This is a genomic window from Ruegeria sp. HKCCSP346 (assembly GCF_017872595.1).
In the GTDB taxonomy this organism is placed as follows: Bacteria; Pseudomonadota; Alphaproteobacteria; order Rhodobacterales; family Rhodobacteraceae; genus Ruegeria.
Genome location: NZ_JAEDOT010000001.1, coordinates 1658845 through 1684520, shown reverse-complemented (window position 1 = coordinate 1684520; position 25676 = coordinate 1658845). Strand labels below are relative to the sequence as shown.

The 25676-nt window shown below is 56.5% G+C and carries 26 protein-coding genes and 1 tRNA gene; 17 read left to right on the top strand and 10 right to left on the bottom strand.

Annotated elements, in window-relative coordinates:
* Position 1: 1 nt before the first annotated feature.
* Positions 2-784, top strand: coding sequence for an arginine deiminase family protein (locus I9185_RS08465; protein ID WP_210092769.1), 783 nt, complete (start codon positions 2-4; stop codon positions 782-784).
* Between the two features lie 265 nt (positions 785-1049).
* Here I9185_RS08465 and I9185_RS08460 read toward each other — a convergent pair whose 3' ends face one another.
* Genes I9185_RS08460 through I9185_RS08450 form a run of 3 tightly spaced genes read right to left on the bottom strand, consistent with a single transcriptional unit; the run spans position 1050 to position 2711 of the window.
* Positions 1050-1925 (bottom strand): CopD family protein, encoded by an 876-nt coding sequence (locus I9185_RS08460; protein WP_210092768.1) that lies wholly within the window; start codon positions 1923-1925, stop codon positions 1050-1052.
* A gap of 2 nt (positions 1926-1927) precedes the next feature.
* Positions 1928-2269: a copper resistance CopC family protein gene (locus I9185_RS08455; protein ID WP_210092767.1), complete on the bottom strand. Its 342-nt coding sequence runs from the start codon at positions 2267-2269 to the stop codon at positions 1928-1930.
* A 10-nt stretch (positions 2270-2279) separates the two neighbouring features.
* Entirely contained in the window at positions 2280-2711 is a 432-nt protein-coding gene (locus tag I9185_RS08450; protein WP_210092766.1) for a cytochrome c, read from the bottom strand.
* A 1606-nt stretch (positions 2712-4317) separates the two neighbouring features.
* On the opposite strand from I9185_RS08450, the gene I9185_RS08445 reads away from it, so the two are divergent.
* The gene (locus I9185_RS08445; RefSeq protein ID WP_210092765.1) at positions 4318-5778 is read left to right on the top strand and encodes an RNA-directed DNA polymerase; all 1461 of its coding nucleotides are present in this window, start codon (positions 4318-4320) and stop codon (positions 5776-5778) included.
* A gap of 27 nt (positions 5779-5805) precedes the next feature.
* Here I9185_RS08445 and I9185_RS08440 read toward each other — a convergent pair whose 3' ends face one another.
* The 3 genes from I9185_RS08440 to I9185_RS08430 all read right to left on the bottom strand — a co-directional run bounded on the left by I9185_RS08440 (position 5806) and on the right by I9185_RS08430 (position 8172).
* Positions 5806-7344 carry a site-specific integrase gene (locus tag I9185_RS08440; protein WP_210092764.1) on the bottom strand — a complete coding sequence of 513 codons (1539 nt, stop codon included), beginning with the start codon at positions 7342-7344 and terminating at the stop codon, positions 5806-5808.
* A 282-nt stretch (positions 7345-7626) separates the two neighbouring features.
* Positions 7627-7702, bottom strand: a tRNA-Ala gene (locus I9185_RS08435).
* Positions 7703-7845: 143 nt separating this feature from the next.
* Positions 7846-8172: a TIGR02300 family protein gene (locus tag I9185_RS08430; RefSeq protein WP_171634574.1), complete on the bottom strand. Its 327-nt coding sequence runs from the start codon at positions 8170-8172 to the stop codon at positions 7846-7848.
* A 100-nt stretch (positions 8173-8272) separates the two neighbouring features.
* Here I9185_RS08430 and I9185_RS08425 point away from each other — a divergent pair, with 100 nt between their 5' ends.
* The 3 genes from I9185_RS08425 to I9185_RS08415 all read left to right on the top strand — a co-directional run bounded on the left by I9185_RS08425 (position 8273) and on the right by I9185_RS08415 (position 10890).
* Positions 8273-8968, top strand: coding sequence for a SprT family zinc-dependent metalloprotease (locus I9185_RS08425; RefSeq protein ID WP_245217951.1), 696 nt, complete (start codon positions 8273-8275; stop codon positions 8966-8968).
* 30 nt (positions 8969-8998) lie between these two features.
* Entirely contained in the window at positions 8999-9646 is a 648-nt protein-coding gene (locus I9185_RS08420) for a GntR family transcriptional regulator (protein ID WP_170346010.1), read from the top strand.
* A gap of 113 nt (positions 9647-9759) precedes the next feature.
* Complete coding sequence (locus I9185_RS08415) at positions 9760-10890, top strand: lytic murein transglycosylase (protein WP_210092763.1); 1131 nt, start codon at positions 9760-9762, stop codon at positions 10888-10890.
* Positions 10891-10893: 3 nt separating this feature from the next.
* Here I9185_RS08415 and I9185_RS08410 read toward each other — a convergent pair whose 3' ends face one another.
* Positions 10894-11856 carry an acetyl-CoA carboxylase carboxyltransferase subunit alpha gene (locus I9185_RS08410; RefSeq protein WP_210092762.1) on the bottom strand — a complete coding sequence of 321 codons (963 nt, stop codon included), beginning with the start codon at positions 11854-11856 and terminating at the stop codon, positions 10894-10896.
* A gap of 103 nt (positions 11857-11959) precedes the next feature.
* Here I9185_RS08410 and I9185_RS08405 point away from each other — a divergent pair, with 103 nt between their 5' ends.
* Positions 11960-12130, top strand: coding sequence for a hypothetical protein (locus I9185_RS08405; RefSeq protein WP_210092761.1), 171 nt, complete (start codon positions 11960-11962; stop codon positions 12128-12130).
* Here I9185_RS08405 and I9185_RS08400 read toward each other — a convergent pair.
* Positions 12106-12702, bottom strand: coding sequence for a LysE family translocator (locus tag I9185_RS08400; protein WP_210092760.1), 597 nt, complete (start codon positions 12700-12702; stop codon positions 12106-12108). The two genes, I9185_RS08405 and I9185_RS08400, sit on opposite strands and share 25 nt — an antisense overlap.
* Positions 12703-12775: 73 nt before the next feature.
* Here I9185_RS08400 and I9185_RS08395 point away from each other — a divergent pair, with 73 nt between their 5' ends.
* Together I9185_RS08395 and I9185_RS08390 are read left to right on the top strand one after the other, a co-directional pair.
* Positions 12776-13228: an Lrp/AsnC family transcriptional regulator gene (locus I9185_RS08395; RefSeq protein ID WP_171634561.1), complete on the top strand. Its 453-nt coding sequence runs from the start codon at positions 12776-12778 to the stop codon at positions 13226-13228.
* Between the two features lie 119 nt (positions 13229-13347).
* Positions 13348-13926, top strand: coding sequence for a PA14 domain-containing protein (locus tag I9185_RS08390; protein WP_210092759.1), 579 nt, complete (start codon positions 13348-13350; stop codon positions 13924-13926).
* 42 nt (positions 13927-13968) lie between these two features.
* On the opposite strand, the gene I9185_RS08385 is transcribed toward I9185_RS08390, so the two are convergent.
* Positions 13969-14931, bottom strand: coding sequence for an L-malyl-CoA/beta-methylmalyl-CoA lyase (locus I9185_RS08385; RefSeq protein ID WP_171722722.1), 963 nt, complete (start codon positions 14929-14931; stop codon positions 13969-13971).
* A gap of 295 nt (positions 14932-15226) precedes the next feature.
* Here I9185_RS08385 and dgcN point away from each other — a divergent pair, with 295 nt between their 5' ends.
* The 3 genes from dgcN to I9185_RS08370 all read left to right on the top strand — a co-directional run bounded on the left by dgcN (position 15227) and on the right by I9185_RS08370 (position 18140).
* The gene (dgcN, locus tag I9185_RS08380) at positions 15227-16228 is read left to right on the top strand and encodes an N-acetyltransferase DgcN (RefSeq protein ID WP_210092758.1); all 1002 of its coding nucleotides are present in this window, start codon (positions 15227-15229) and stop codon (positions 16226-16228) included.
* Positions 16229-16303: 75 nt separating this feature from the next.
* Positions 16304-17269, top strand: a complete 966-nt coding sequence (gene dgcA, locus I9185_RS08375; RefSeq protein WP_210092757.1) for an N-acetyl-D-Glu racemase DgcA — start codon at positions 16304-16306, stop codon at positions 17267-17269.
* Between the two features lie 10 nt (positions 17270-17279).
* Positions 17280-18140: a D-amino-acid transaminase gene (locus I9185_RS08370; protein ID WP_152459035.1), complete on the top strand. Its 861-nt coding sequence runs from the start codon at positions 17280-17282 to the stop codon at positions 18138-18140.
* 223 nt (positions 18141-18363) lie between these two features.
* Here I9185_RS08370 and I9185_RS08365 read toward each other — a convergent pair whose 3' ends face one another.
* Positions 18364-19266, bottom strand: coding sequence for a LysR substrate-binding domain-containing protein (locus I9185_RS08365; RefSeq protein WP_210092756.1), 903 nt, complete (start codon positions 19264-19266; stop codon positions 18364-18366).
* Positions 19267-19438: 172 nt separating this feature from the next.
* Between I9185_RS08365 and ugpB the strand changes: the two genes are divergently transcribed.
* The 6 genes from ugpB (at position 19439) to I9185_RS08335 (ending at position 25488) form a co-directional block, all read left to right on the top strand.
* Positions 19439-20749, top strand: coding sequence for a sn-glycerol-3-phosphate ABC transporter substrate-binding protein UgpB (gene ugpB, locus I9185_RS08360; protein WP_171722726.1), 1311 nt, complete (start codon positions 19439-19441; stop codon positions 20747-20749).
* Positions 20750-20810: 61 nt separating this feature from the next.
* Complete coding sequence (gene ugpA / locus I9185_RS08355; protein ID WP_152459032.1) at positions 20811-21692, top strand: sn-glycerol-3-phosphate ABC transporter permease UgpA; 882 nt, start codon at positions 20811-20813, stop codon at positions 21690-21692.
* Positions 21693-21712: 20 nt separating this feature from the next.
* Positions 21713-22549: a sn-glycerol-3-phosphate ABC transporter permease UgpE gene (gene ugpE / locus I9185_RS08350; RefSeq protein ID WP_152459916.1), complete on the top strand. Its 837-nt coding sequence runs from the start codon at positions 21713-21715 to the stop codon at positions 22547-22549.
* 3 nt (positions 22550-22552) lie between these two features.
* Positions 22553-23608 carry a sn-glycerol-3-phosphate import ATP-binding protein UgpC gene (locus I9185_RS08345; protein WP_171722727.1) on the top strand — a complete coding sequence of 352 codons (1056 nt, stop codon included), beginning with the start codon at positions 22553-22555 and terminating at the stop codon, positions 23606-23608.
* Positions 23608-24543, top strand: coding sequence for a glycerophosphodiester phosphodiesterase family protein (locus I9185_RS08340; protein ID WP_210092755.1), 936 nt, complete (start codon positions 23608-23610; stop codon positions 24541-24543). The genes I9185_RS08345 and I9185_RS08340 overlap by 1 nt, the downstream gene beginning before the upstream one ends.
* A gap of 624 nt (positions 24544-25167) precedes the next feature.
* Positions 25168-25488, top strand: coding sequence for a hypothetical protein (locus tag I9185_RS08335; protein WP_171634541.1), 321 nt, complete (start codon positions 25168-25170; stop codon positions 25486-25488).
* Positions 25489-25676: the final 188 nt, after the last annotated feature.

The following is a 25676-nucleotide window of genomic DNA, read 5'->3' as shown; positions in this document are numbered from 1 at the left end:
CATGTCAGACCCAACTTTTGAGTTTTCCCGCGCCATCACCCGCCGCCCGGCCCCGACCATCGCTGACGGATTGCGCGCAGAAGATATCGGAAACCCGGATTTCGATGGGATGACGGCCGCGCATGGGGCATACGTGGCAGCACTGAAAAGCACCGGGGCCGAGGTGATCGAGCTTGATCCCCTGGATGCGTTCCCTGACGCGCAGTTTGTGGAAGATACGGCCCTGTGCCTGCCGCAGGGTGCTGTGTTGATGCGGCCGGGCGCGCCTTCGCGAATGGGGGAAGTGGCCGAGATCGCCCCGGCACTGCGGACCTGCTATGAAACGGTCACACAGATCAATGGTCCCGGCCATATCGAGGGTGGAGACATCCTTGTAACCGGCCGCGAAATTCTTGTGGGCCGGTCAGACCGCACTGACGCGGAAGGTGTTCAGGAACTGGCGAAAATCACCTCGGAATGGGGTCACAAACTGCGGGAAGTGTTCACACCCGAGGGCGTTTTGCACTTCAAAACGGATTGTTCGCTGATGGATGCCGAGACGATCCTTGCGACCCGGCGATTGGACGCTTCGGGCTGTTTTGAAGGCTACCGGGTGCTGCATGTAGCTGACGGCGAGGAGGCGGCGGCAAACGCGATTAGGTTCAACAACCTGGTGCTGATGGCCGCTGGGTTTCCGCGCACCGCAGAGATGCTGGACCGCGAAGGCTATGAGGTCGTTGAAATTGACAATACCGATTGTGCAAAGCTTGATGGTGGCATGTCCTGTCTTTCATTAAGGTTCTGAGGGGCAGCTGCAGGGTTCAGACCCCAGTGAATTCGGCAGGTCGCGTGTTGATGGTTCGAAAGACAGGCGGTGAGCAAGCTTGATTTCTTACGGTTGACAGGCGGGCAGGTGGCACTGTTTGAACCCTGTTTGCTAAAGCCCAATGGCTAGGCACCGCGGCAAGGGTCGGCGGGCCCTGAGTGGGATTGTCTTCCTTGTTCGCATCGGATCGTGCACCGCCGCTGCCGTTGCTGCACACTGCGCGCGCACCGGTGTCTGGCCCGCTCTAATGGCCCGAATTCGGAAGCGCCAGAACACTCGTGAGTGTTGCCGTTGTTGCCAGCACCACCAACACCATCAATGCCTCAACCTCGATAGAGCGGGCGAGGCGTTGCGCTGCCTTGACCTCTCCACCTTGCATGGCCGGAACAAATCGGAGCTTGTTTGCGGCGGCAAGAAACAACAGCAGCGCCACAAAAAACACTTTGAGCAACAACGCCTGCCCGTAGCCAGTGAACAGCAGCTCTTGGAGATTGCCGACAAGCAACCAGGCCATCCAAAGGCCCGCCACGATCAACGCCGGCACAAGCCAAGTGGCAGCTTGCCCAAAGACATGACCGAGTTCAGCAGCATCCTTCAGGTGTTCAGGAGCAAGGGCCATATTCCGCAGCGGGCTGAAGATGCCCACCCAGAAAGCTACACACAACAGGTGCAGCAGGAGCAGGAGCTGGATACCAAAGCTCTCTAGTTCCGGCACGTGCCCGATCTGCGCAAACGACCACAGAGCGATCGTGCCACCCAACAGCGCGATCCACTGACCAAAGCGAGGAACGGACAGCCCCACAAGGATCAACACTGCGCCAGAAAGGCGATAAACAAGTGCGTCGCCCACGGATGTCTGCCACAGCAGGCCAAGCATCTTCGGATCGACCATGCCGTCAAGCCCGCCTGTCAAGGCGGCCCCACGAAGCAAGAAGCCAACTGCTGTCGCGACAAGAGCAAGCCATGCCAAGGCCCTGGCCTGACGCGTCATCGCAAGGTTCACCGGCGCGACAAGGCCGGAATAGAGGCATCCAACAATCACAAGCCCGGCGGAGCCCGCAAAGCCGATGTAGAGCACCAGCTTTGCGAGGATCGCGCCAATCGCCCAGATGTCTGGCATGCTCAATCCACGGTAAAGGAAAACGCGCCCTGCATCGCATGGCCGTCTTCACCCAAACCGCGCCATTCGATGACATAGGTGCCCGTTCCATTGCTCGGCAGTGGGATCGTGAACGCCTGACCAAAATTTGTCTGGTCACCTAAATCCAAGCTTACTGCCGAGTGTTCTTCATGGGCCATCTCTATCCGTGTCAGCCGGATGTTTTTTGAGAAGTTGAGGCCAATTTCAGCAGGCACATCCGCTATTCTGGAGCCGTTGGCAGGGGTTGTTTCTTCGACCTTGGAATGCGCCAGTGCGCCGTTGGCAAGCGCAACCATAAGCGCAAATGTCATGATCTTCTTCATTGGGTTACCCTCAGTTTATTCCGTTGGCACGCTGGATTTCGCGAATGTAGGCGATCACCATGGCAACGTCACCTCGTGTCAGCCCCTCCACGGGCGGCATGTCGCCAAACTGCCAATGGTGGCTTCTTACACCTTGTGAAACCGCCCTCTGAAAGGCTTCATCCGCATGGTGACTGGGTTCGTATATTTTGTGGATCAGGGGCGGCCCCGCACCCTCTACACCGACCGCGTTGGCGCCGTGGCACGACGCGCAGGAGACCTCAAAAACACGCTGGCCGATTGCGGCATTGCCTTCGATGGTCGGCATCCGAATTGCGACCATGGCGTCGCCTATGGGTGTTTCATGCGGTGTGGCTTCTTCGATTCCGCCGGGGCGAAGAGTTATGAAAGCGGCGACCGCAGCGACAGCGCATGCGCCGATTAGAAAGTGACTTTTATTCATGGATTGGTCCTGACATTTAGGAAGCTGGTAACGCTGCGGCACATCGCGAACAGCCGCACGTGCTGGTCGCGTACATCCGCAGGGATTCGTGCTGCTTCAAAGGTCAGGGGGCCTGTAGATTGCGCCCGGTTCACTCAGCTTGACTTGGGTTCCAGCATGGAGCTCCGGGTCAGTATCACGCCGACCCTTGGCATCTTCACTGACTTGGAACGGCAATGCAACGGCTTGGCAGATAAAGGGATTGCACTCTCCGGTTTCGGAACTCTCCGGATCATGATGATGACCTGAAGCCGAGACGTCTTCGCTCGTTGCCAATGCAGAGTGTTCGGAAGGTTGCGTATGGTGCTCACAGTGAAGGCCCACGCAGCCCTTCGACAGCGCGTGCGCAACACCGCCAATGCCGGTCAGGATGACCAGAACGCCAACCAATAGAACAAGTGAATATCGCCGGATGACCATGGTGCAGGACGCTAATGCACGGGAGCGCCCGTGACAACGCCATACAGTTCATCCCCCCGGAACAAGATCGCTTACTGGTGGTCTGAGATGCAAAAAAGCAAACCGTGTCTGCGATGCGGTTTTGTGCGCTGCATTCTCACCTTAGTCTTCATGGCCCAATTCGCAGTATCGAATGGTATCAATCATGCGCTCCCTCTGAGACTCATTGAAAAGGCTGAATTTATCCCACGCGCCTTTGTCCTTGCCAAAGCACTCTTGAGCCCCCGGGCATCATTGTGCGTAGTTCATGCCCGACTGTTATTTGTGCTTTTTGTCTGACGTCAGCGCCAATGGGACAGTTTAGGTCGATTTGATAAGAGAGGGTTTCTGGCACATCGTAACCACCAAGGAGTGGAGATGAGACAGAAACCCGGAACCAAGCAAAGCCACGGTGAGAAGGTCGTCAAAGACATCCGTCGCGCCACACGCAAACAGTATTCAGCGGAGGAGAAGATCAGGGCCTAGCGAGACGATGGAGTTCTCCGCACGCCTTAGTGACTATGAATGCGTGACCAAGTTTTGCGACCGTGCCCACGCTAAGATACGGCGGCCATGGAGTGAGGCAACATGGGGGTGCGGGGGCAGTTCTTCTTGTTTAATAATTAGATAGGGGCAAACAAAAATTCGCTAAAAATTCTTGTTGGGCTTCACTGCGCTCCCTCTCAGGGCTACATTGCACCTATTACGGGTGAACGCATATTCGGTTTCCCTCAAATATTTTGCGAGCATTTAGATGCGATCACCTAAGTTTGTTTTCTCGGAGCCAAGTATTCAGAGCTGTACAAGCCCTAAATTGATAAAAAATGCTTGGAAAAAGAAGGTCAAACCTCAACTGAGAAAACAGGTTCTATGGGACCTCATTGAGTTTCGTGACATAGACGCGGACTTAGACAGCTTAGCTCAGCGAGCCTCAAGAGAGATCGCGGGTGCCGCGTATAGGCCAAGTAGACCACAAACCTACCTTGTCGAAAAGTCGCGTGGATTATGCAGGCAAATGATGGTGGTGCAGCCACAGGACCTGATTGTTCTTCAATGCCTTTCCACTCGACTGCACTCCCAGATTGTAAAAAGTTCACCCTCAAAAGCGGCCTTTTTTGAGCCCGGAGACATGAAGTGGTCTTCAGGCAAAATGACAATATCGGACAGCGACTATGGCGCGGTTGCATCATGGAAGAGGTTTCAGAAGCAGGTCCTGAAGTTTTCTCGTGAAAACAAATATGTAGTGGTTACAGACGTCGCAAACTTTTACGACTTCATCAACTTTAAGCACCTGAGGAACATAGTAGCCTCAATCTGCGATGTAGAAGAAGCGCTTCTCGATCTCCTAATCCATTTGTTGAATGAGTTGGCTTGGGTGCCGGACTATATGCCGCGCCAAGAAATGGGCATGCCACAAATAGAAACCGAAGCACCACGAGTATTGGCGAATGCAATGCTTTTTGAGCTCGACCGGGTGGTTGAGAAGCACTCGTACCGGAACTACGCGCGCTTCATGGACGATATAGATTTTGGTGTTAGAACAATCGTTGAGGCCAAAACGGTTGTGCGAGACATTGATTTGACCCTGCAAGCTAGACAGTTGCGGCTCAACTCAGCAAAGACAAAGATACTAACTCAACAGGACGCCTTTAAGCACTTTTGTGTGAAAGAGAATGGTGACCTCGACCGCTACGCTAGGCTCATCGAACTGACTGCATCGTTTAGCACACTTAAGCCGCGTATAGGCCAGTCAGTATTGAGGGTGTACGAAAAGTGGCTCAACCGTACACCGAAAGGCGGACCATCAAAGAGCTCGCCCTTCTCTCAAGGCAATGGATCGAAGATACACAAGCGAACATTCACTTTGCTGCGCAAGTGCGAGGTGCAGCCCCCAGTAGACGACTTAGTATGGTTGGTTAGAAATTCACCGGGAATGCGCTCCTCGGCGTTCAGAACGCTAGTACACACAAACCGTCCAAATGATGCTTTCAACAAGCTACTACGCATTCTCAAGGCGGGGGTTTTTGTGGACGATGTGGCATACATAGAGTTCGCCAACTTTTGCGTTCACGCTAAGCTGAAAAAGACCACTAAGCTAAACAATGGCATTCAAGAAGCTGTGGGCTTCATGAAGCAAAGAGGTATGATAGGAGCCTATGCGGCAACTCTGTTGTTTGGCAGGCATGGCACACCTGACCAGATATTGTCCCACGCAAAGGAGTTACTGCCAATGTGGAAGGGCGACTATTGGTTAGGGCGAACTTTTGCTGGGCTGTACCCCAGACTGCATGGAGCAGGAGGCACTACAGGAATAGAATATCTTCAATTGTTGCGGTCGACGGACAACAACGCATGTCAAAGCGTGTTGGATTATCATTTCGCGCTTATTCACGACGTGGCCTTTGTCAAACAGTGTTCTAACTACCTCAAAAACGACAACTTCTCTTTTCCATCAAAGCTATACTTCCCGAAAGCCCTGCAAATCCTGAGTGTTAGGCACAACACCGCCGCATCTAAGACTTACGCAGCTATAAAGAGTAAACATGCTGCGCTTACTAAAGACCCCTTTTTCAAAACTTGGGGTTTCTGACGTAGAGCGGATAACGTGAATTAAGTGTTAGGCACACTCGGCCTCAAATCCGGTGATGTGGCATAGCGAAAGGCTTGCGTGCGTTACCTTGCAATTGGCTTCGTGGAGCACCTGCAAAGGTACGTTTCCGTCGCCATAGCGCCCAGCCATACCGGGCAACGCATGACCCAAGAGGATGTCATTGATGTCAGGTTGTACACCGGCATTACGGCAAGCGTCTTTGAAGTTATGGCGGAAAGAGTGGAACGAGGTCTTGCCTGTCTTCGCACCAATTCTGTCGATGTAGCGACTTAAGTCTTTGCTGGCCTGATCTGAGTAGTAGCCTGTTGCTCCTAGCTTTAGTTCAGGGAATACCCGCTCTTGGCCTGCCTGCCGTTGCGCCTTTATGAAGTGTAGGAAGCCAACTTCGATTAACTCGGGGTGTATAGGAACAAGCCTGCTCTTACCAAACTTGACGCGCTGATCCTCATTGCCTTCGTGGACACGAATGAAGGGCACACCTTCCTCTTGGTCGATATCGTCAACGTGTAATTGGCACAGTTCGTTCAGTCTTGCGCCTGTCCATAGGCCAAGTAGAGGAAGCCAATACCAACTGGTATCGTTTAGGTTTGTATCTCCCGGCACTGTGCGGAGCCGCCTAGATTTGCACCCGGTGTACAGTGGGCTGTTAAAGATGGTGTGCAGTTGCTCTTTGCTAAACGGGTCGTGTTGGTTTCTGGCTTTATTGTTTTCATCTACCTTCATCGGTCCAAAGATGTCTGCGACCTCTACGTCCAGCTGTTTATCTGCCCACTTCCATATCCCCTGCAGCCTTCCCAAGGCTTTGTTAACTGTACCTGCAGATAAAGTAGGCAGGCAGTGGTCTTTGGCTGCTTTTATAGCGTCTCTGGGAGGTAGGCCAATCGTTTGCGGTAGTTTGTTCCTGTTACTGGGAAGCTCAAGCAGGACAGTCTTAAAGTCGCGTGCGTCAGCTTTTTTGTAGTCGAGAATTGGACGGTCGCCTTGCAATTCGGTGAACAGGTCTATCCAAGCCTGATAGTCGTTCAACAGCTTGGCTGACCATCGGCCTATCTGTTCCACCTCAGCTTTTTTCTCGGCAAACAGAACGGACAGTAGCGGACCAGAAGACGCCTCTGGGGGCTTCATTGGAACTTTGACTGGGGCACTGCTGGAAGTGGGTTGGGCGCTTTCTGGTGCGCTCACAGCCGCGCTGGGCTTCGTGCTGAAATCGTATTTCTCGAAGGTCTTGTCGTGTTCCAGTAGAGCGTTGTAAAAACTGGCTTGTGCTTTTCGAATTTCATCAAGGATAGCCCACCGTGTCTCGACAGGCTGGGCTTGGGCTACGTCAGTTGCATCGCAGAATTTTTGGTATTCCCGCGTGGCGTATTCCTTGCCCATCAAGTCCCAGTAGTCTTCATTATCCATCTCATAGTATTGGAGGGTATCAATAATGCGCTCTTTTTCACCCTCGGTGTATGGGCCGAGTTCATCCCTGCGCGCCTTTGCCCTTTCCAACACTCTCTTGAAATGCCCATGCACCTTTGTTCGTAGTTCGCCGTAGTTCATGCCCGATTGTTCTATGTGCTTTGTTATTGTGTCGCCGCACACTGCAAGACGCCGTGCCAGAGTACCAGCCTCTTTAGGGCATCTTGTACGCAACGACACCCGAAGGGTCCTACGTGTGGTGCTTGGTCTAGACCGGGGTTTTGGTGTTGTGTCGGGTAGGGGCCAACGGAAGTAGTAGATGCCATGTCGGGACAGTGAGAGATACGCATGCAGCTTCATTTTGTGTCACACCTGTGTGTCACACCGCTCTAATGCTTGCTATCTAGTTGTATTGTTAGGTTTTGGTGGAGCCTAGGGGAGTCGAACCCCTGACCTCTTGCATGCCATGCAAGCGCTCTCCCAACTGAGCTAAGGCCCCATCTAGGTACCGCTGATGCGGTGGACGGACGTTTAGGAGACAGTGACGACGAGTGCAAGTCCAAAAATGGAATCGAACGCGAATTTCCGCACTAAGCTGTCCGTGGAACGAAAAAGGCGACCCTGTGGTCGCCTTTGACTTGATCAGTTTTCGTCTTCCGAAGACATGTCGGTGATATCATCCAGCGACACGTCATCACTGGTGTCATCATCGTCATCCAGCAGATCGTCATCCAGTTCGACGTCGACAGAGTCGTCGTCATCCAGAACCAGGTCCTCTTCCGACGCGTTTTCACGCGCTTTGACCGAGGCGGCATCTTCTGCATCCGCCGCGATCATGCGGCTTTTGGATGTTTCAAGCTCCACGATCTCGCCAGTGTAGGGGCTGATGATCGGGTCCTTGTTCAGGTCGTAGAATCGCTTACCGGTGGTCGGGCAAACGCGCTTTACGCCCCATTCTTCCTTGGGCATGTCAAATCCCCTTGATATCAGGTGAGTCGTCTAAATGATTCAGCTCACCTGCCACAGGCAGAGAGCACTGTCAAAGTCTTTGCGCAAGAGAGGTCGCGATATGGGAGAGCATGCACTGCCAGGGACACCACCGGTGCCGCTGAGGCTGCGCAAATCCGCCCGGGCGCGGCGCATCAGTTTGCGAATTTCTCAACTGGATGGCAGGGTTACGCTGACCTATCCGGTCGGTGTGCCTGAATCCGAGGCGCTGAGTTTCGCACGTACCAAGGAAGAGTGGATTCGCCAGCATTTGCAGGACAGGCCGGAAACGGCCGTGGTGCAGTTCGGACAGAAGATACCGATTGAAGGCGTTGTCCGGCGAATCGTGCCCGCCAAGGGTCGGCGTGTTCAGTTGATGGCGGATGAGGTCGCAGTGCCCGAAGGGGCCGAGGCACGCAGATTGGCCCGGTTTCTGAAGGAATTGGCGCGGGACCGATTGATTGGCGCGTGTGATGATTACGCGGCAATGCTGGGGCGGTCGTACAGCACGCTCGGCCTGCGCGACACGCGGTCACGTTGGGGATCATGCAGTTCACAGGGTGGATTGATGTTCTCGTGGCGGCTCATTCTCGCGCCGTCCGAGGTGCTGCACTATGTGGCCGCGCATGAAGTGGCGCATCTTGTCGAGATGAACCACTCGCCCGCGTTCTGGGAACAGGTGGAAAGCATTTTCGGCCCCTGCCAGCAACCCCGCCGCTGGTTGCGTGACAATGGGGCAGAGCTGCATCGTTACAGGTTTGACGCAAAGCCGAGTTGACCTTGCACTGTTTTGTGATCACATAAGCGGATGTTGAGCACACGCCCGTCTGACACCCAAACTGCCACTCATGACCGGGTGTACCGAGCCCTGAGGTCTCGAATCATGCATGGTGAGATGGCGCCGGGACAGGCGCTGACCTTGCGTGGCATCGGCAAGGAATTCGGCGTCTCGATGACCCCGGCGCGAGAGGCCGTGCGCCGTCTGGCCGCCGAGGGGGCTTTGTTCCTGTCCAATTCCGGCCGAGTCTCGACACCTGAGTTGACCAACGACCGGATAGAAGAATTGGCGGCGTTGCGCGCGTTGCTGGAAGTCGAGCTGGCCAGCCGGGCTTTGCCCCGGGCGCATATTGCGCTGATCGACCGCTTGCAGACCATCAACATGACCGTTGCCGAGATGGTGACCAAGCGGGACGCGGTTGGGTACATCCGTTCAAATCTGGAATTTCACCGCACCCTTTACCTGCGCGCTCAGGCGCCCGCGATGTTGGCCATTGCCGAAACGGTCTGGCTGCAACTCGGGCCGACGATGAGGGCGCTTTACGGGCGTCTCAGGCGCACTGAGCCACCGCATTATCACAAGCTGATCATTGCGGCCCTCAAGGCCGGGGACGAACCGGGCTTGCGCCTGGCGGTCCGTTCGGACGTGACGCAGGGATTGCGCTTGCTGGTGAGCTGAGCGGCATCCCGCCGACATTCCCGCGCCTACTGCTCAAGGTTTCACCGTTCTGGCCTGTTCAGTCCGACTGGGTTACTCTTGAGGCAAATCACAAACAAGAGCAGACCACAGCCATGATCACTCGACGGACTTTTTCCATTTGCCTTGGATCAACATTGTTGGCCGCCTGCACGGGTGGCGGTGCGCCATCCAGCGCGCCTGCATCGCGTATGCGGGCTGTTCCCAATGCGGGTTGGGATGCCTGGGTTGCCGGGTTCAAGGGCAGGGCGGCATCGCAAGGTATTTCACAATCCACGATTGACCGCGCCTTTCAGGGGGCAGGGTATCTGCCCGATGTGATCGAGCGCGACCGCAATCAGGTAGAGTTCAAACGCTCGCTCGAAGACTACCTGGCCATTGCCGCCTCGGACGAGCGGATCAGCACCGGCCAGAAGATGCTGCGGCAATACAACGGGACGCTGTCGCAGATCGAGGCGCAGTACGGGGTGGACAAGGAAATCGTCGTTGCAGTGTGGGGGCTGGAAAGCCGCTATGGCGCGCGTCGCGGCGATGTGCCCGTTGTGTCAGCCCTGTCGACGCTGGCCTATGACGGGCGGCGTGGTCAGTTCTTTGAAAGCCAGTTGATCGCGGCGCTCAAGATCCTTCAGAATGGTGACACCACGCCAGACAGGATGACCGGCAGCTGGGCCGGTGCGATGGGGCACACGCAGTTCATTCCAACCTCTTACCTGGCCTATGCCGTGGATTTCACCGGCGACGGGCGGCGCGATATCTGGTCGGACGATCCGACGGATTCGCTGGCTTCGACTGCTGCTTACCTGTCGCGCGCAGGCTGGGTGCGGGGGCAGCCCTGGGGGGGCGAGGTCGGAACCGTTTCCGGCACGCCGGTCGCCGTGCTGCAACCGCAGAAACCCGGGCCGCGCATTGTCGTCTTCCGCAATTTTCAGGTCATCAAGCGCTATAACAATTCGGACAGTTACGCGATCGGGGTCGGTCATCTGGCGGACAGAATCGCCGGTGGCGCGCCGTTTCAGGCCTCGTTCGGGCCAGATGCAAACGGTCTGACATTGGACGACCGCAAGGAATTGCAACGGCGGCTGACATCCCAAGGGTATGATACGAAAGGCGCGGACGGGGTGATCGGCAAAAACACGACGTCTGCCATCAGCGCGTATCAAAGCGCCAATGGCCTGGCGGTCACCGGAGAACCCTCGGTTGCGTTGTTGCGCAGGTTGGGCGGCTGACGGTTACGCCGCCAACCCTTTCGAGCCGATATCGAGGAATTTTTGACGGCGGTCCTGTATCAGGGTCGCCGCGTCTTTGCCGTCCAGTTCCGCCAGCATATCGGTGAGAGCCGCGCGTACAGCCTCGACAGCGGCCGGACGATCGCGATGCGCGCCGCCCTTGGGTTCAGGGATGATCCGGTCGCAAACGCCAAGCTTGTGAAGATCCTGAGCGGTCAGACGCAGCGCCTCGGCCGCTTCACGCATCTTTTCTGCATCTTTCCAAAGAATCGATGCGCAACCTTCCGGCGAGATCACCGAATAGACCGAGTGTTCCAGCATTGCCACGCGGTTGGCGGAGGCAAAGGCCACGGCCCCGCCCGAGCCGCCTTCGCCGATGATGACCGACACCAGGGGCACGCCGATCTTCAGACACATCTGGGTCGAGCGGGCAATCGCTTCGGACTGACCGCGTTCCTCGGCGCCTTTGCCGGGATAAGCGCCCGCGGTGTCGATCAGGGTGATCACTGGCAGGCCGAACCGCCCGGCCATCTCCATCAGCCGGACCGCCTTGCGATAGCCTTCGGGGCGGGCCATGCCGAAATTTCGTTCGATCCGCGATTTGGTGTCGCTGCCTTTTTCATGGCCGATCACCATGACGGGTTGATCGTTGAAACGTGCAAGCCCGCCGATCACCGCCAGATCATCGGCAAAATTGCGATCTCCGGCCAGAGGGGTGAATTCGGTAAACAGGGCATTGACGTAATCGTTGCAATGCGGGCGTTCCGGGTGTCGGGCGACCTGGCATTTCCGCCATGGGGTCAGGTCGGCATAAAGCTCATCCAGAAGCTTGGCGGCTTTGGCGTCCAGCGCGGCGGCTTCTTCGGTTACGTCCATCTCTTCGTTGGTGCGGGCCAACGCACGCAGTTCTTCAGCCTTGCCTTCAATTTCAGCCAGCGGTTTTTCGAAATCCAGATACTGGGTCATGACGCCTCTCAACGCGAAAGTTCCATGCTATATGGCCTGACGGTGCTCCGGATGCAACTCGGCAAGATCCGAGTGGTGAAGATGTTCGATTTCAGATGGGTGAATGGAAAACCGGATACTGATGGCCACCGCCAAGAAAGACCCCGCGCTGCGCGCTCTGGCCTGCACCCACGACAAACTAACGCGGCGTCTGACCCTGTACCCACCCGACACCGCGCCCGAGGATGTGCTGGCCGAAACCTGTCTGGGTCAACTGGGCCAGAGAATGGGATAGAGCGAGGCCACAAGCAGCACCGCCATTGTCCAGTTGAACGCAACCAGCCTGCGCGGGTTCGTCAGCACCCGCGACATCTGCTGCCCGAGAAAGGTCCATGTGCTCACCGATGGCAGGTTGACCGCCCCGAAAACCAACGCCACAAGCGCAATCGCATGCAGGGTCTGACTGGGCGTGTAAGCGGTTGTGGCGGTCAGGGCCATGGCCCAGGCTTTGGGGTTCACCCACTGAAAGGCGGCGGCTTGCAGAAACGTCATGGGTGTCCCCGCTGCCAAATCGCCTGCGGCTGGCGCGGCATGCGCGATCTTCCATGCCAGATAAAGCAGATAGATCACCGATACGACCTTCAGCACTGAATAGCTGACCGGGTACCGGTCAAAGACCTGAACCAGCCCTGCACCGACCAGCAGCACCATGAGCGTGAAGCCAAGGCCAATGCCCAGCATATGCGGGATCGAACGCCGAAAGCCGAAATTCGCACCCGATGCCATCAGCATCAGATTGTTCGGCCCGGGCGTAATGGATGTCACGAAGGCAAAAGCGATGAGCGCCAGAAGGATGTCGTAAGTCATGCTGCGAAGTATCGTCTGACCGGCAGCAAATGAAATTGCTTTTTCGTGCGCATTTCCGCTATTTCTGCAACTTATGATGAAGAATGATCGGATAAATCGCCAGATATTGCACGAACTGACCCGTGATGGGCGCATCAGCAATCTGGAGTTGGCCGAACGGGTCGGGCTGTCTCCGTCCGCCTGCCTGCGTCGCGTTCAAGAGCTTGAGAAGGCCGGCGTAATCACAGGCTATCGTGCGGTTCTGAAACCGGCCGCGATGGGTGTCGGCTTTGTCGCCTATATCGGGGTCGGTCTTGGTGAACACACGAAAGCGGCGCAAGAGGGGTTCGAGCGGGCCCTGCAACAAGCCCCCGAAGTGGTCGAATGCCACAACATAACCGGTACAATCGAATACCTGCTGCGTGTCGAATGCGCCGATCTGCCGTCCTACAAGACCTTCCATACCGAGGTGCTGGGAACGCTGCCTCATGTCACGTCGATCACATCCTATGTGGTCATGGGGTCACCCAAGGATCTGCGTGCTTAACCACTGGAAATGTGAAGCCACACTCTCTTGCAGCGCAAATTTTCAGGGCCTAGTGTCATTGTAATGACGTTGCCAGGGGAAACGCCCAGCCAAAACGGTACGCAAACAGGGAGATTACGATGAAACTCGTTCGAACAGTGGCGATCGCAGTTGCCATCTCGGTCATTGCCGGGGCTGCTTTGTCTGCCCCGTTGAAACTGCAACCTGCCAATCCACAGCCATCTCCGAAGGCGGGGTTGAATGTCAAATACTCTGGTACAGGCAATCAACACAAGAAGATCCGGGATCTGAGTCAGGCAAAAAGCATGCTGTCTACGGCGAAGCCCGGAAAGCCGTTGCGCGGGTTGGACTACAGGGACACCAGCAAGGGTGAGGATGTCTTGACCTTCGACCAAGCCTACAACGTTGCCGCCGAGGTCACAGGCTATATGCGCTTTGACTCACCTGGCGTTTACGAGCTGGAAACCTGGTCGAATGACGGGATAGAGGCTTGGGTTGGCGGTCAGCAGATTGGCCGGGTAAATGGCATTCAGGGCTGTGAAGCCAATCAACGCACCGAAGTGGAAGTGCCCAAGGCGGGCTGGTATCCATTGAAGATCGTCTATTTCCAGAAACTGGGAACCTCTTGCCTGATGATGAAGTCAGGAAAGAAGGGGGAACGCTTCACATGGACGCCCAATGACGTTTTTGGCCGTTGAAGAATTTGAAAGGGGCGCTCGATGGAGCGCCCTTTTTATGGCTTAGCAGCCCGCCGCAATCAGTTCGGCCTGCGCCACGATGACTTCGGCCTGCTTGATTGAGGCGATGTCGACAAGGCGGCCTTTATAGACGGTTGCACCCTCACCGTTGGCTTTGGCCTGTTCCATTGCGGCCAGGATTTCGCGCGCCTCGGAAACGGCCTCATCCGACGGGGTAAAGACCTGATTGGCCAGTGCAATCTGCTTGGGGTGGATCGCCCATTTGCCGACCATGCCCAGCGTGGCCGAGCGTTTCGCCTGAGCGATGTATCCCTCATCATCGCTGAAATCCCCGAATGGCCCATCCACTGGCAGCACCCCATGGGTGCGGCAGGCGGCAACGATGGCGGCTTGGGCCCAGTGCCACGGATCGGACCAGTGTTTTTCACCCTCGCGCAGCATGTAATAGTTTTCCTGTGTGCCGCCGATGCCCGTGGTCTGCATTCCCATCGAGGCCGCAAAATCTGCGGCTCCAAGGCTCATGGCCTGCAAGCGGGGAGAGGAGGCTGCGATCTCTTCCACATGCGCGATACCGGCTGCGGATTCGATAATGACCTCGAAGCTGATCGGTTTGGTCCGGCCCCTGGCGCGTTCAATGGCGGTGACAAGGGCATCCACGGCATAGACATCCGATGCGCAGCCGACTTTGGGAATCATGATCTGGTCCAGACGGTCGCCTGCCTGCTCCAACACGTCGACAACGTCACGATACCAATAGGGGGTATCCAATCCGTTGATGCGAACGGACATGTATTTGTTGCCCCAATCAACAGTGTTCAGGGCTTCGATAACATTGGCGCGGGCTATGTCCTTGTCCGAAGGAGCAACCGAATCCTCAAGGTCAAGGTTGATCACATCCGCAGCAGAAGCTGCCATTTTCGGGAACAGTTTGGTATTCGATCCCGGACCAAACAGTTGGCAGCGATTGGGTCGTGCAGGCGCGGCGGGTTGGATGCGAAAGCTCATCTGGACCTCGTGTGGGTAATGAAATTGCGATATTCTCGCCCAATGAGGTATTAAATTGCGCAACCTGGCGCAAGGGAGATTGTGCATCTGCGGCAATGCGGGTGCAGAATGCTGCGTGTCAGCAGCTGGGAAGTGGTGATTAAAGTTTAATCATTTTAAAAACTTCGAAGAATTTTGCGTCTTTTGTGTCCGTGGCGCAAGAATGTCGCGTACCTGCCGTGTTTGGCGGACCAAAACGCGAAACGCTCGTTTAAACGCTTCTCTAGCTTAGGCCGGAATCAAAGGAGTGACCGCAATGATCGAGACACCGTACCTGCTGTTTTTGGGCGATGCGCCCGACCAATTGGCGGCCAAAGTGGCTGTGGGCATCAAGGATTGGCGCCCGGAAAACGCCGTCGGCCAATATCGTATGGACGGCTGCAAGGCTGATCTGGGTCTGAAGGATATGACCCTGACCGAGGCCAAAGCGGCCGGCGCTAAAACGCTGGTTATCGGTGTCGCCAACCGTGGCGGTGTGATCAGCAATGCCTGGAAAGAAGTTTTGATTGAAGCGCTGGAAATGGGCTTTGATCTGGCTTCGGGCTTGCACAACCTGCTGCGCGATGAAGGTGATCTTGTTGCCGCGGCACAAACGCATGGTTGCACCTTGCATGACGTGCGTGTGCCGACTGTCGGATACCCGATCGCAAATGGCCGCAAGCGCACTGGCAAGCGTTGCCTCGCAGTCGGAACCGATTGCTCGGCAGGCAAGATGTACACGGCGATGTCGATGGATGCCGAGATGCGCAAGCGCGGCATGAAATCCACATTCCGTGCCACAGGCCAGACAGGCATCTTGATCACCGGGCAGGGTGTTCCGCTGGACGCGGTCATTGCAGACTTCATGGCTGGCTCGGTCGAATATCTGACACCGGACAATGACGAGGATCACTGGGACCACATTGAAGGGCAGGGGTCGCTGTTCCATGTCTCTTATTCGGGTGTGACCATGGCGCTGATCCATGGCGGGCAGCCCGACGCACTGATCCTGTGCCACGAACCGACCCGGACCCATATGCGTGGTCTGCCCGAGTATTCCCTGCCGACACTGGCGCAATTGCGTGACACGGCCCTGCCGCTGGCGCGGATTGCAAATCCGGCCTGTCAGGTTGCGGGTGTGTCGGTCAACACGCAGAACCTGAGCGAAGACGACGCCAAGGCTTATCTGGCCAAGGTCGAGGAAGAGCTGGGTCTGCCCGCAACCGACCCGTTCCGCTTCGGTGCCGGTAAGCTGGTGGACGCGCTGGCCGCAATGTGATCTGAACAATGCGCCGGTGGCGGGGGTGTTTCGCCTCCGGCGTGAGTATTCCGGAAAAGATGAAGGAGCGGGTGCGTGCAGATAGAGGTCTCTCGCGATGTGTTTCCGTTGGCGCAGGTGTTTACCATCTCGCGCGGGTCACGGACCGAAGCAAAGGTGCTGACGGTGCAGGTGTCGGACGGAACGCATCAGGGCTGGGGCGAATGCGTCCCTTATGCGCGTTATGACGAAACGCTCGAGTCGGTCGAGGCCGAGATCGCCGGTCTGCCTGCTGAGTTTAGCCGTCGGTCGCTGATGGACCTGCTGCCTGCCGGTGCCGCCCGGAACGCCGTGGATTGTGCTTTGTGGGATCTGGAAAGCAAGCGCGCAGGAAAACGCGCCTGGGATTTGGCGGGCCTGCCGGTGCCCGGACCCGAGATCACGGCCTATACTCTGTCGTTGGATGCTCCGGAGGCAATGCAGTCTCAGGCGGCCGAGAACGCGCACCGCCCGCTTCTGAAGATCAAGCTGGGCACGCCAGATGACATGCCCCGGCTCGAGGCCGTGCGCGCAGGTGCTCCGAACGCCAGGATCATCGTGGATGCGAACGAAGGCTGGTCGGCCGAGGTTTACGCCGACCTCGCCCCGCATCTTGTGCGTTTGGGCGTGGCACTGGTCGAGCAGCCATTGCCGGCCGGTGACGACGACGCTTTGATCGGTATGGACCGCCCGGTGCCCGTCTGCGCCGACGAGTCCTGCCATGATCGCGCCAGCCTGCCCGGGCTTAAGGGGAAATACGATGTCATCAACATCAAACTCGACAAGACCGGTGGCCTGACCGAGGCGCTTGAACTGCGCAAAGCCGCAATCGCGGAAGGGTATGACATCATGGTCGGCTGCATGGTTGGCAGTTCGCTTGCCATGGCACCCGCGACACTGTTGGCGCAGGGTGCGGTGGTGACGGACCTTGACGGCCCGCTTCTGTTGGCCGAAGACCGCGACACCCCGCTGATTTTTGACGACGCCGGAGTTCACCCGCCCGAAGCGGCGCTCTGGGGCTGAGGAGACAAACATGACCCGAACCGTTTATGTAAATGGCGAATACCTGCCCGAGACCGAGGCCAAGGTATCCATCTTTGACCGTGGCTTCCTGTTTGCAGACGCGGTTTACGAAGTGACCAGTGTGCTGGATGGCAAGCTGATCGATTTCGAGGGTCACGCGGTGCGCCTGAAGCGGTCTCTGGACGAGCTGGAGATGGCCGAGCCCTGCACCAAGGAAGAGCTGCTGGAAATCCACCGCAAGCTGGTTGATCTGAATGGCATCGAAGAGGGCCTGGTTTACCTTCAGGTTTCGCGCGGCAGTGACGGCGACCGGGATTTTGTCTTCCCTTCGGCCGATACCAAGCCAAGCCTCGTTCTGTTCACCCAGAACAAGCCCGGGCTGGCTGACAGCCCGGCGGCACGGAAAGGTGCCAAGATCATCTCTATCGAGGACATCCGTTGGGGCCGCCGCGACATCAAAACCGTGCAACTGCTTTACCCTTCGATGGGCAAGATGATGGCCAAGAAAGCGGGGTGCGACGATGCATGGCTGGTCGAGGACGGCTTTGTAACCGAGGGCACCAGCAACAACGCCTATTTCGTCAAGAACGGCAAGATCGTGACTCGCCCGCTGTCCAACGACATCCTGCACGGGATCACTCGCAAGGCCGTGCTGCGCATGGCAGCCGAAGCACAGATGGAAGTTGAAGAGCGGCTGTTTACCATCGACGAAGCCAAAGAGGCTGATGAGGCCTTCACGACCTCGGCCAGTGCTTTCGTGATGCCGGTGGTTGAAATTGACGGAGTCACGCTGGGTGATGGTACACCCGGTCCGATTGCCAAACGCCTTCGTGAAATTTACCTGGATGAAAGCCGAAAGGCCGCGATCTGAAGAAATACCACGTTGGACGGCGTTGCGGTAAATTGCTGCGGCGCCGTGTCGACATCAGTCGGGTCCAAGGGGCCGTGAATTTCGCTGTAAATCCCGCCAAGCATGAGCAGTTCACATACGGCTTTCGGCCGAAAGGCAGGTCACTTACAAGGTTGAGCCGGAACACTGGTATTATCGTCGGACCAGTTCCTGCTGTGTCACAGGAATATGGTTGAAGGCGGGGTTACCCGACCTTGAAAGGGCTCAGGCTTTCCTGAAACTGTTCGATGAATTCCAGTGTTACCAATGACGGTTGCTTCAAAATTGGACGCACCAACGAGAGGGTATGCGTCAAGGACGGCTTGAACGGCCGATAACTCAATCCCCACGACGTGTATTGGACAGCATCCAGTTCGCTAACGACCGAGACACCAACACCTTCCAGCGCCAATTCACATGCTGCCGTGAACTGCCTGACCTCGATATGCGAGTTCAATTCGACATTGGCATGTTGAAACACTTTTGAAAGCCGCCCGAAAAAGTCGCTGTCGCGTCGGGTGTGGATGATTTTGCTGTGTGCAAGATCCGCCGGAGTAATTTCGGACAGGCCTTCCAACTCGTGCCCAGTGGGGAACACGCACACCGTGCGAACGTCGATGTTCCTGCTTTCTACGGCCGGATGACCGTGAAAGCTGTCAGTGATTCCGAAATCATACTGCTCGCCGATCATCCATTCCAGAATGCGTTCAGGTCTGTCAGGTTCGATCGTCAGGGTGACACCGGGCCGATCCTTCAGGAAACCGGCGACGACTTTGGGCAAATGGCTGGTGGCAAATCCCGGCAGGCACGCGACACGGATGTGCCCTGCTTTGCGTTGCGTGATATCCTGGCTGACATCCGAAATCTGTCTCATCAATTCGAGAACGCGCTCGACACTTGGCAAGAGATAGCGAACCTCCTGCGTTGGCACCAATCGGCCTTCCCGGCGGTCAAAAAGCTGAAACCCAAGCGATTTTTCAAGATCGGACAGCAATCTGCTGACAGCTGGCTGGGTCACGCCCAGATCAGCCGCTGCGGCCGTGACAGACCCGTTGGTGGTCACGGCCATCAGGGCCTCCAACTGCCGAACTCTCAGAATTTGACTCATTGCTGATCCCGATCTGCTGTGCCATTTCATAACACTATGTTATTTTTTCACCAAGTAGATAGGCCTTGAATTATATTTTTGTAACGTTAACGTCGTGAAATCGTCATGTGGGCCGTTTACGCGTTGCGGTCGGTATACAACGAAGCATCAACCCTGATGCATGGGAGGAATCATGAAAAAGAATCTGCTTGGCGCTCTTGCCATCACCACGGCCTTGTCCCCCTTGGCGGCAATGGCGCAAACCGAAGTCCAGTTCTGGCATGCCTTCACCGGTCGCCTTGGGGAACTTGTCAAAGGACAGGTTGAAGAATTCAACGCCAGTCAGGATGAGTTCGTCGTGGTCGAAAGCCACAAGGGCAACTACTCGGAAACCCTGAATGCCGGGATTGCTGCATTCCGGGCCGGTGAACAACCACATATTCTGATGGTGTTCGAAGTCGGCACAGCGACAATGATGTCAGCCAAAGGGGCGATCAAGCCGGTCTATGAAGTGATGGCCGAAAGCGGCGCGTCTTTTGATCCCGACGCGTATATTGGCGCCGTCAAAGGCTACTACACAACCACTGACGGAGAGATGCTGTCGCTTCCCTTCAACTCCTCGACGCCGGTCCTGTGGGTCAACCGCGATGCCATGCAAGCGGCAGGCGTTGATCCGGACACGGATCTGTCCACTTGGGAAAAAGTCGGCGAAGTGCTCGAGCAGCTGAAGGCAGGTGGCGCGGATTGCCCGCTGGTGACAGCATGGCAAAGCTGGATTCACCTTGAAAACCTTTCAGCCTATCACGATGTTCCCTTTGCCTCACGTGACAACGGATTTGCCGGTCTGGATACCGAGCTGATGCTGAACGGTCCGGTGCAGGTCGCACACCTGACCGCGATGGGTGACTGGGCCAAGGATGGCAAGTTCATCTATACCGGCCGCAGAAACGAAGGTGGTGCGAACTTCCGGTCAGGCGAGTGCGCATTGTTCACCGAAAGTTCGGCCGGATACGCCGGCATCAAGGCAGAGGCTGAGTTTGATTTCGACGTGCGTCCGCTGCCCTATTGGGAATCCGTAACCAGTGAGCCGCAAAACACCATCATCGGTGGCGCGTCTCTTTGGGTAATGGAGGGTCATGAGCCGGAAGAGTACAAGGGCGTCGGAGAGTTCCTGAGCTTCCTGTCATCACCTGACGTACAAGCGGCCTGGCACCAGAACACCGGTTACCTTCCAATCACGACAGAAGCGGGTGAGGTTACGCGTGCCGCCGGTTTTTATGACGAAAACCCGGGCACCGACGTCGCAGTGATCCAGATGACCACGAAAGAGCCGACCGCAAATTCGAAAGGCTTGCGCTTGGGATCGTTCGACCAGATCCGGGGCATCATCGACGAAGAGCTTGAGGCGATCTGGTCCGGTGAGAAGACCGCTCAGGAAGCGATGGACAGCGCGAAGGAGCGCGGCGATGCGTTGCTGCGCCGGTTCGAATCCGCCAATCAATAAGTCGTAACGTCATGCGGGCCCTTTCGGGGCCCGCATTTTCTTTCTTCGGTGGGTTTTCAGGATGGAAAAACGCGTCACCTTTCGCGGCTGGCTGTTGCCATTGGCGTTGATCGCCCCTCAGGTCATCATTTCCGCTGTTTTCTTTTTCTATCCCGCCGGTCAGGCCATCTGGCAGTCGCTGTTCATACCTGACCCGTTCGGGCTGTCGTCCCAGTTCGTGGGGCTCGGCAACTTTGAATTCCTGCTGAGTGACAAGTTTTATCGCGCCTCCTTCGTGACGACGGCGGTGTTTTCCACGCTGGTCACGTTGTGCTCGATGATCCCTGCCTTGTTTCTTGCGGTCATTGCGGATCGATTGATCAAAGGGTCCGGGGTCTATCGGACGTTGCTGATCTGGCCCTACGCTGTTGCCCCTGCGGTTGCGGGCGTTCTGTGGCTGTTCATGTTCAACACGCGCGTCGGCGTCGTGTCATGGTATCTTGGCCAGCTTGGATATGACTGGAACCACGTTCTGAACGGCACCGAAGCCATGGGGCTGGTGGTCGTTGCCTCTGCCTGGGGGCGCATAAGCTATAACTTCCTGTTCTTTTTCGCTGCCCTGCAATCCGTTCCAAGATCCGTGATCGAGGCGGCGGCGATTGACGGCGCGCATTTCTGGCGCCGATTCTTCACGATCGTGCTGCCGCTGCTGTCGCCGACGGCGTTCTTCTTGCTGGTGGTGAACGTCGTTTATGCCTTCTTCGAGACCTTTGGCGTGATCCACACGATCACCGGCGGCGGGCCGCAACAGTCGACAACAATTCTTGTCTACAAGGTATTCTCGGACGGGTTTGTGGGGCAGGACCTCGGCTCGTCTTCGGCGCAATCGGTCATCTTGCTGATCGTCGTCGGCCTGTTGACGGTCATCCAGTTCAAATACGTGGAAAAGAGGGTGCATTACTAATGGCGGCCCAACAGCACGGAATGGTCGAAAAACGCGGCGCGGGCATCTGGTTGTCCCATGCCCTCATGATCCTCGGTGTCCTGATCATATTTTTCCCGATATGGCTTGCCTTCGTGGCTTCGACCGTGACCCAGGCCGAGATCGTCTCGCCACCGATGCCTGTCGTGCCCGGCGATCAGTTCTGGGTGAACTACAAGGCGGCGCTGTTCTCGGGGGTAAATGTGCCCGTTGCCACGATGCTGTTCAACAGCCTGGTGATGGCAATCGGAATTGCAGTCGGCAAAATCATCATCTCTCTGCTGTCGGCTTTCGCGATTGTCTATTTCCGCTTTCCCGGGCGAACGACGTTCTTCTGGCTGATCTTCCTGACCCTGATGCTGCCGGTCGAAGTCCGCATCGTTCCGACGTTCGAAGTTGTCGCCGGGTTCGGCATGCTCAACAGCTATTACGGGCTGATCTTTCCCCTGATCGCCTCGGCCACGGCAACCTTCCTGTTCCGTCAGTTCTTTCTGACCATCCCCGATGAGCTTGCCGAGGCAGCCCGGGTCGACGGCGCGCGACCGATGCGGTTTTTCATCGATATCGTCGTCCCCATGAGCCGGACCAACATCGCCGCACTGTTCGTGATCCTGTTCATCTATGGGTGGAACCAATATCTTTGGCCGCTGCTGATCACGACCGATCCCGAAATGAATACCATCGTGATGGGTATCAAGCAGATGTTCCCGTCCGGTGACGACTTTGCGCATTGGCCGACGATCATGGCGACGTCCATTCTGGCGATGATCCCACCGGTCATCGTGGTGGTGTCGATGCAAAAGCTCTTTGTCCGTGGCCTTGTCGATAGCGAGAAGTAAGAAATGGCAACAGTTACCCTAGAGAATGTCAAAAAGAGCTTTGGCCCGACGGATGTGATCCACGGCGTTGATGTCGATATCGCCGATGGAGAGTTCATCGTGATCGTCGGCCCGTCAGGCTGCGGCAAGTCCACATTGTTGCGGATGGTGGCGGGGCTGGAAACGGTCACGTCCGGGGAAATCCGGATCGGCGGTGAACGCGCCAATGACAAAGAGCCCATGGATCGCGACATCGCCATGGTGTTCCAGAACTACGCGCTCTATCCACATATGTCCGTGCGTCAGAACATGGGGTATGGCCTGAAGATCGCGGGGCTGCCCAAGGCTCAGATCGATCAAAAGGTGACCCAGGCGGCCAAGCTGTTGCAGCTTGAACCTTTGCTGGATCGCAAGCCCAGGCAATTGTCCGGCGGTCAGCGCCAGAGGGTCGCGATGGGCCGGGCCATTGTCCGCGAGCCCGCTGTTTTCCTGTTTGACGAGCCGCTCTCGAATCTGGATGCCAAGCTTCGTGTTCAGATGCGTCTGGAAATACGCGAACTTCAGGAAAAACTTGGGATCACGTCACTTTACGTCACGCATGACCAGGTCGAAGCAATGACGATGGCGGACAGGATGATCGTGATGAACGGCGGCATCGCCGAACAGATAGGCACGCCGCTCGAGGTCTATGAAACTCCACAAACGCTGTTTGCCGCGCAATTCATCGGCAGCCCGGCAATGAACATATTCGAAGCACGGCGCCAAAACGGGGCGGTCAAGATCGGAGAAATCGAAGTCGGCCCCTCTGGGGGTCCGGACTGCGCCGTGAAGCTTGGCATAAGACCGGAGCACCTGTTGTCGGATGACAACGGCCCGCTTGAAGCCGCGATTCAGATGGCTGAACCGCTTGGGGCCAACACGTTGCTGCACGGTCACCTGTCGGGCTCTGAAAGCGCGATCACGGCAAGCCTTCCCGGTGTCCACCCGATCGAAGGACGCCATCCGATTATGCGGTTCTCGGTGGCACCTGAGAACATGCATTTGTTTGACCACGCGACAGGCAAAAGGCTGGAAGGCTGATGGCGTCTCAACAGGTTGAGGCCTTTCGCGGCGGGGAGAACCTGATCCGGGTCGTGGGGCATCGAGGGGCACGGGGCGTGTTGCCTGAAAACAGCATGATCGGCTTCGACTTTTCACTTTCCATCGGCGTCCCGCTTCTTGAATTTGACGTTGTCCTGACAGCCGATGATGTGCCGGTCATTACGCACAATCATCGTCTGCATTCGGCCAGTTTCCGTGATTGCAATGGCCTGTTTCTGACCGGGGAAGAGCCAAAAGTTTCCTCGCTGACTTACGAACAGATCCGACAATTCGATATTGGGCGTCTGGACGGCCATTCCGCCTATGGCCAACGCTTCCCGGATCAGGCGCAAATAGACGATGTTCGTGTTCCAAGGCTGTTGGATCTGCTCGATTTGGTCAATGACCCGAATTACAGTGATGCCCATTTGATGCTCGAGCTGAAGTCGGACCCCGACGTGGCCCATGATGCGCTTTACCGGGAAAACTTTGTCCGCAGAGTACTTCGGGATGTTCGCGGCAAGGGTTTATCTTCGCGCGCGGTGCTTCACAGTTTTGATTGGAACCTGTTGGCGGAGTGTCAGAGGCAAGCTCCGGAAATACCTTCATCCTACCTAACGCAACTTCCGGATAATGCCGACGATGTTGGCGAGGATTCCTCAAAATCCGTTTGCCCGGACTTTCGTGGCCGTCGCGACGAAATTCCAAACTTGGTAAAGCAGGCTGGCGGTTTGCTTTGGTGCCCGTACTTTGCGGATGTAACACCCGAAAACGTCAAGCGCGCAAAAGAGCTGGGCCTGTGCGTCGTCGTGTGGACAGTTAATGAACACGAAGATATCGGCAGGATGATCGATCTGGGAGTGGACGCAATCGTATCCGACTATCCCGGGCGGGTTCAAAGACAACTGTCGGAGTCAGGCTTCCGTTGGCAGTAGCGTACCGGTGATCCCGGCACCCCGAGGGTGACGTGGATGAATTTCTTGCGCCGATTGAAAATTGCCTCAAACAAAGGCCCTTCAGCCCGTTATCGCTCAGGATCAGTATGTTTTTTCAACATGATTTGATGAGAGCCTTTGCTCAGGACACCGTTCTTGGGCCCGCGGCTGACGGAAATCCGGAACGCTGCCCCCATTTCTCTGAGCGTCACGCTTGCGGTTGTCGGGATAGTGTTCCGTACCTTTGGGCGATGAAGAAGAATTGATACCTGCACATCAGTTCGTTCAATGCCATCAGGTTTTTTTGGTATTGGTTTCGGCCATCGCTGGTCACAACCGTCATCGACGGGCCGGCGCCCCTGACGAACAGCGCCAAAAATTGAGTCACATTAACAACAATCTTGGGTTTGCTACAGTTCTGTCTCTTTTCCGCCGGAATTTGTGCTGATAAGGAAAAAATTGAGTGTTGGGGTGTTGGTAAGTGCGAGTGGGCAGATGAGAGCCGGAACAAACGGTCAAATAGCTATTACTTGGTGTCAGACGGAAATTGATGGGCTAGAAGACGCGCCCCTTTCCTGTATGACGGTCGGAGCAGCATGGTCATGGCGTGGACAAGCAATCGTCATGAGTGAGACTGCCGAGCAAAGCATCGGAAAAATCGGAAATGTCGGGGGCGTTTCCAGCCCGGTGACCAGCCACTTTCCTATTGTCCGTGAGATTTCGGGCGATGTGACCGGAACCCTTACCCTTACCAACGGTGCGCAGAAGTTCTCTGCCAAGCTTGTTGCCGATGGCAACGATACGTCGCGGGCTCTTGTGTTCGAAGGCGCTTGCCCGCCACGGGACGAAGAGTTCTGGATTGTCGATGTGACCGAGCTTGCGATGATCCCAAACCCCGCCGCGAAAAGCGGCGCGACAGTAGTTTCTTTTCCGGCCTCAAACTAGGATTTCAAGGCGCCGCCTGGCGGTTTGGGTGCGGAGCCCGGTCCGCTGGTTGTCTGCCCTGATCGTTTTTCTGAACTTTGCGGGATGTTGTGTTGACTCCGCCAGCATTGCGGATATAAGCGCGGCTTCATTGGTGTTGGTGGCCCCCGCAAGGGGATGCCTGTCATGGGGGAGACCTCAAGAGGACA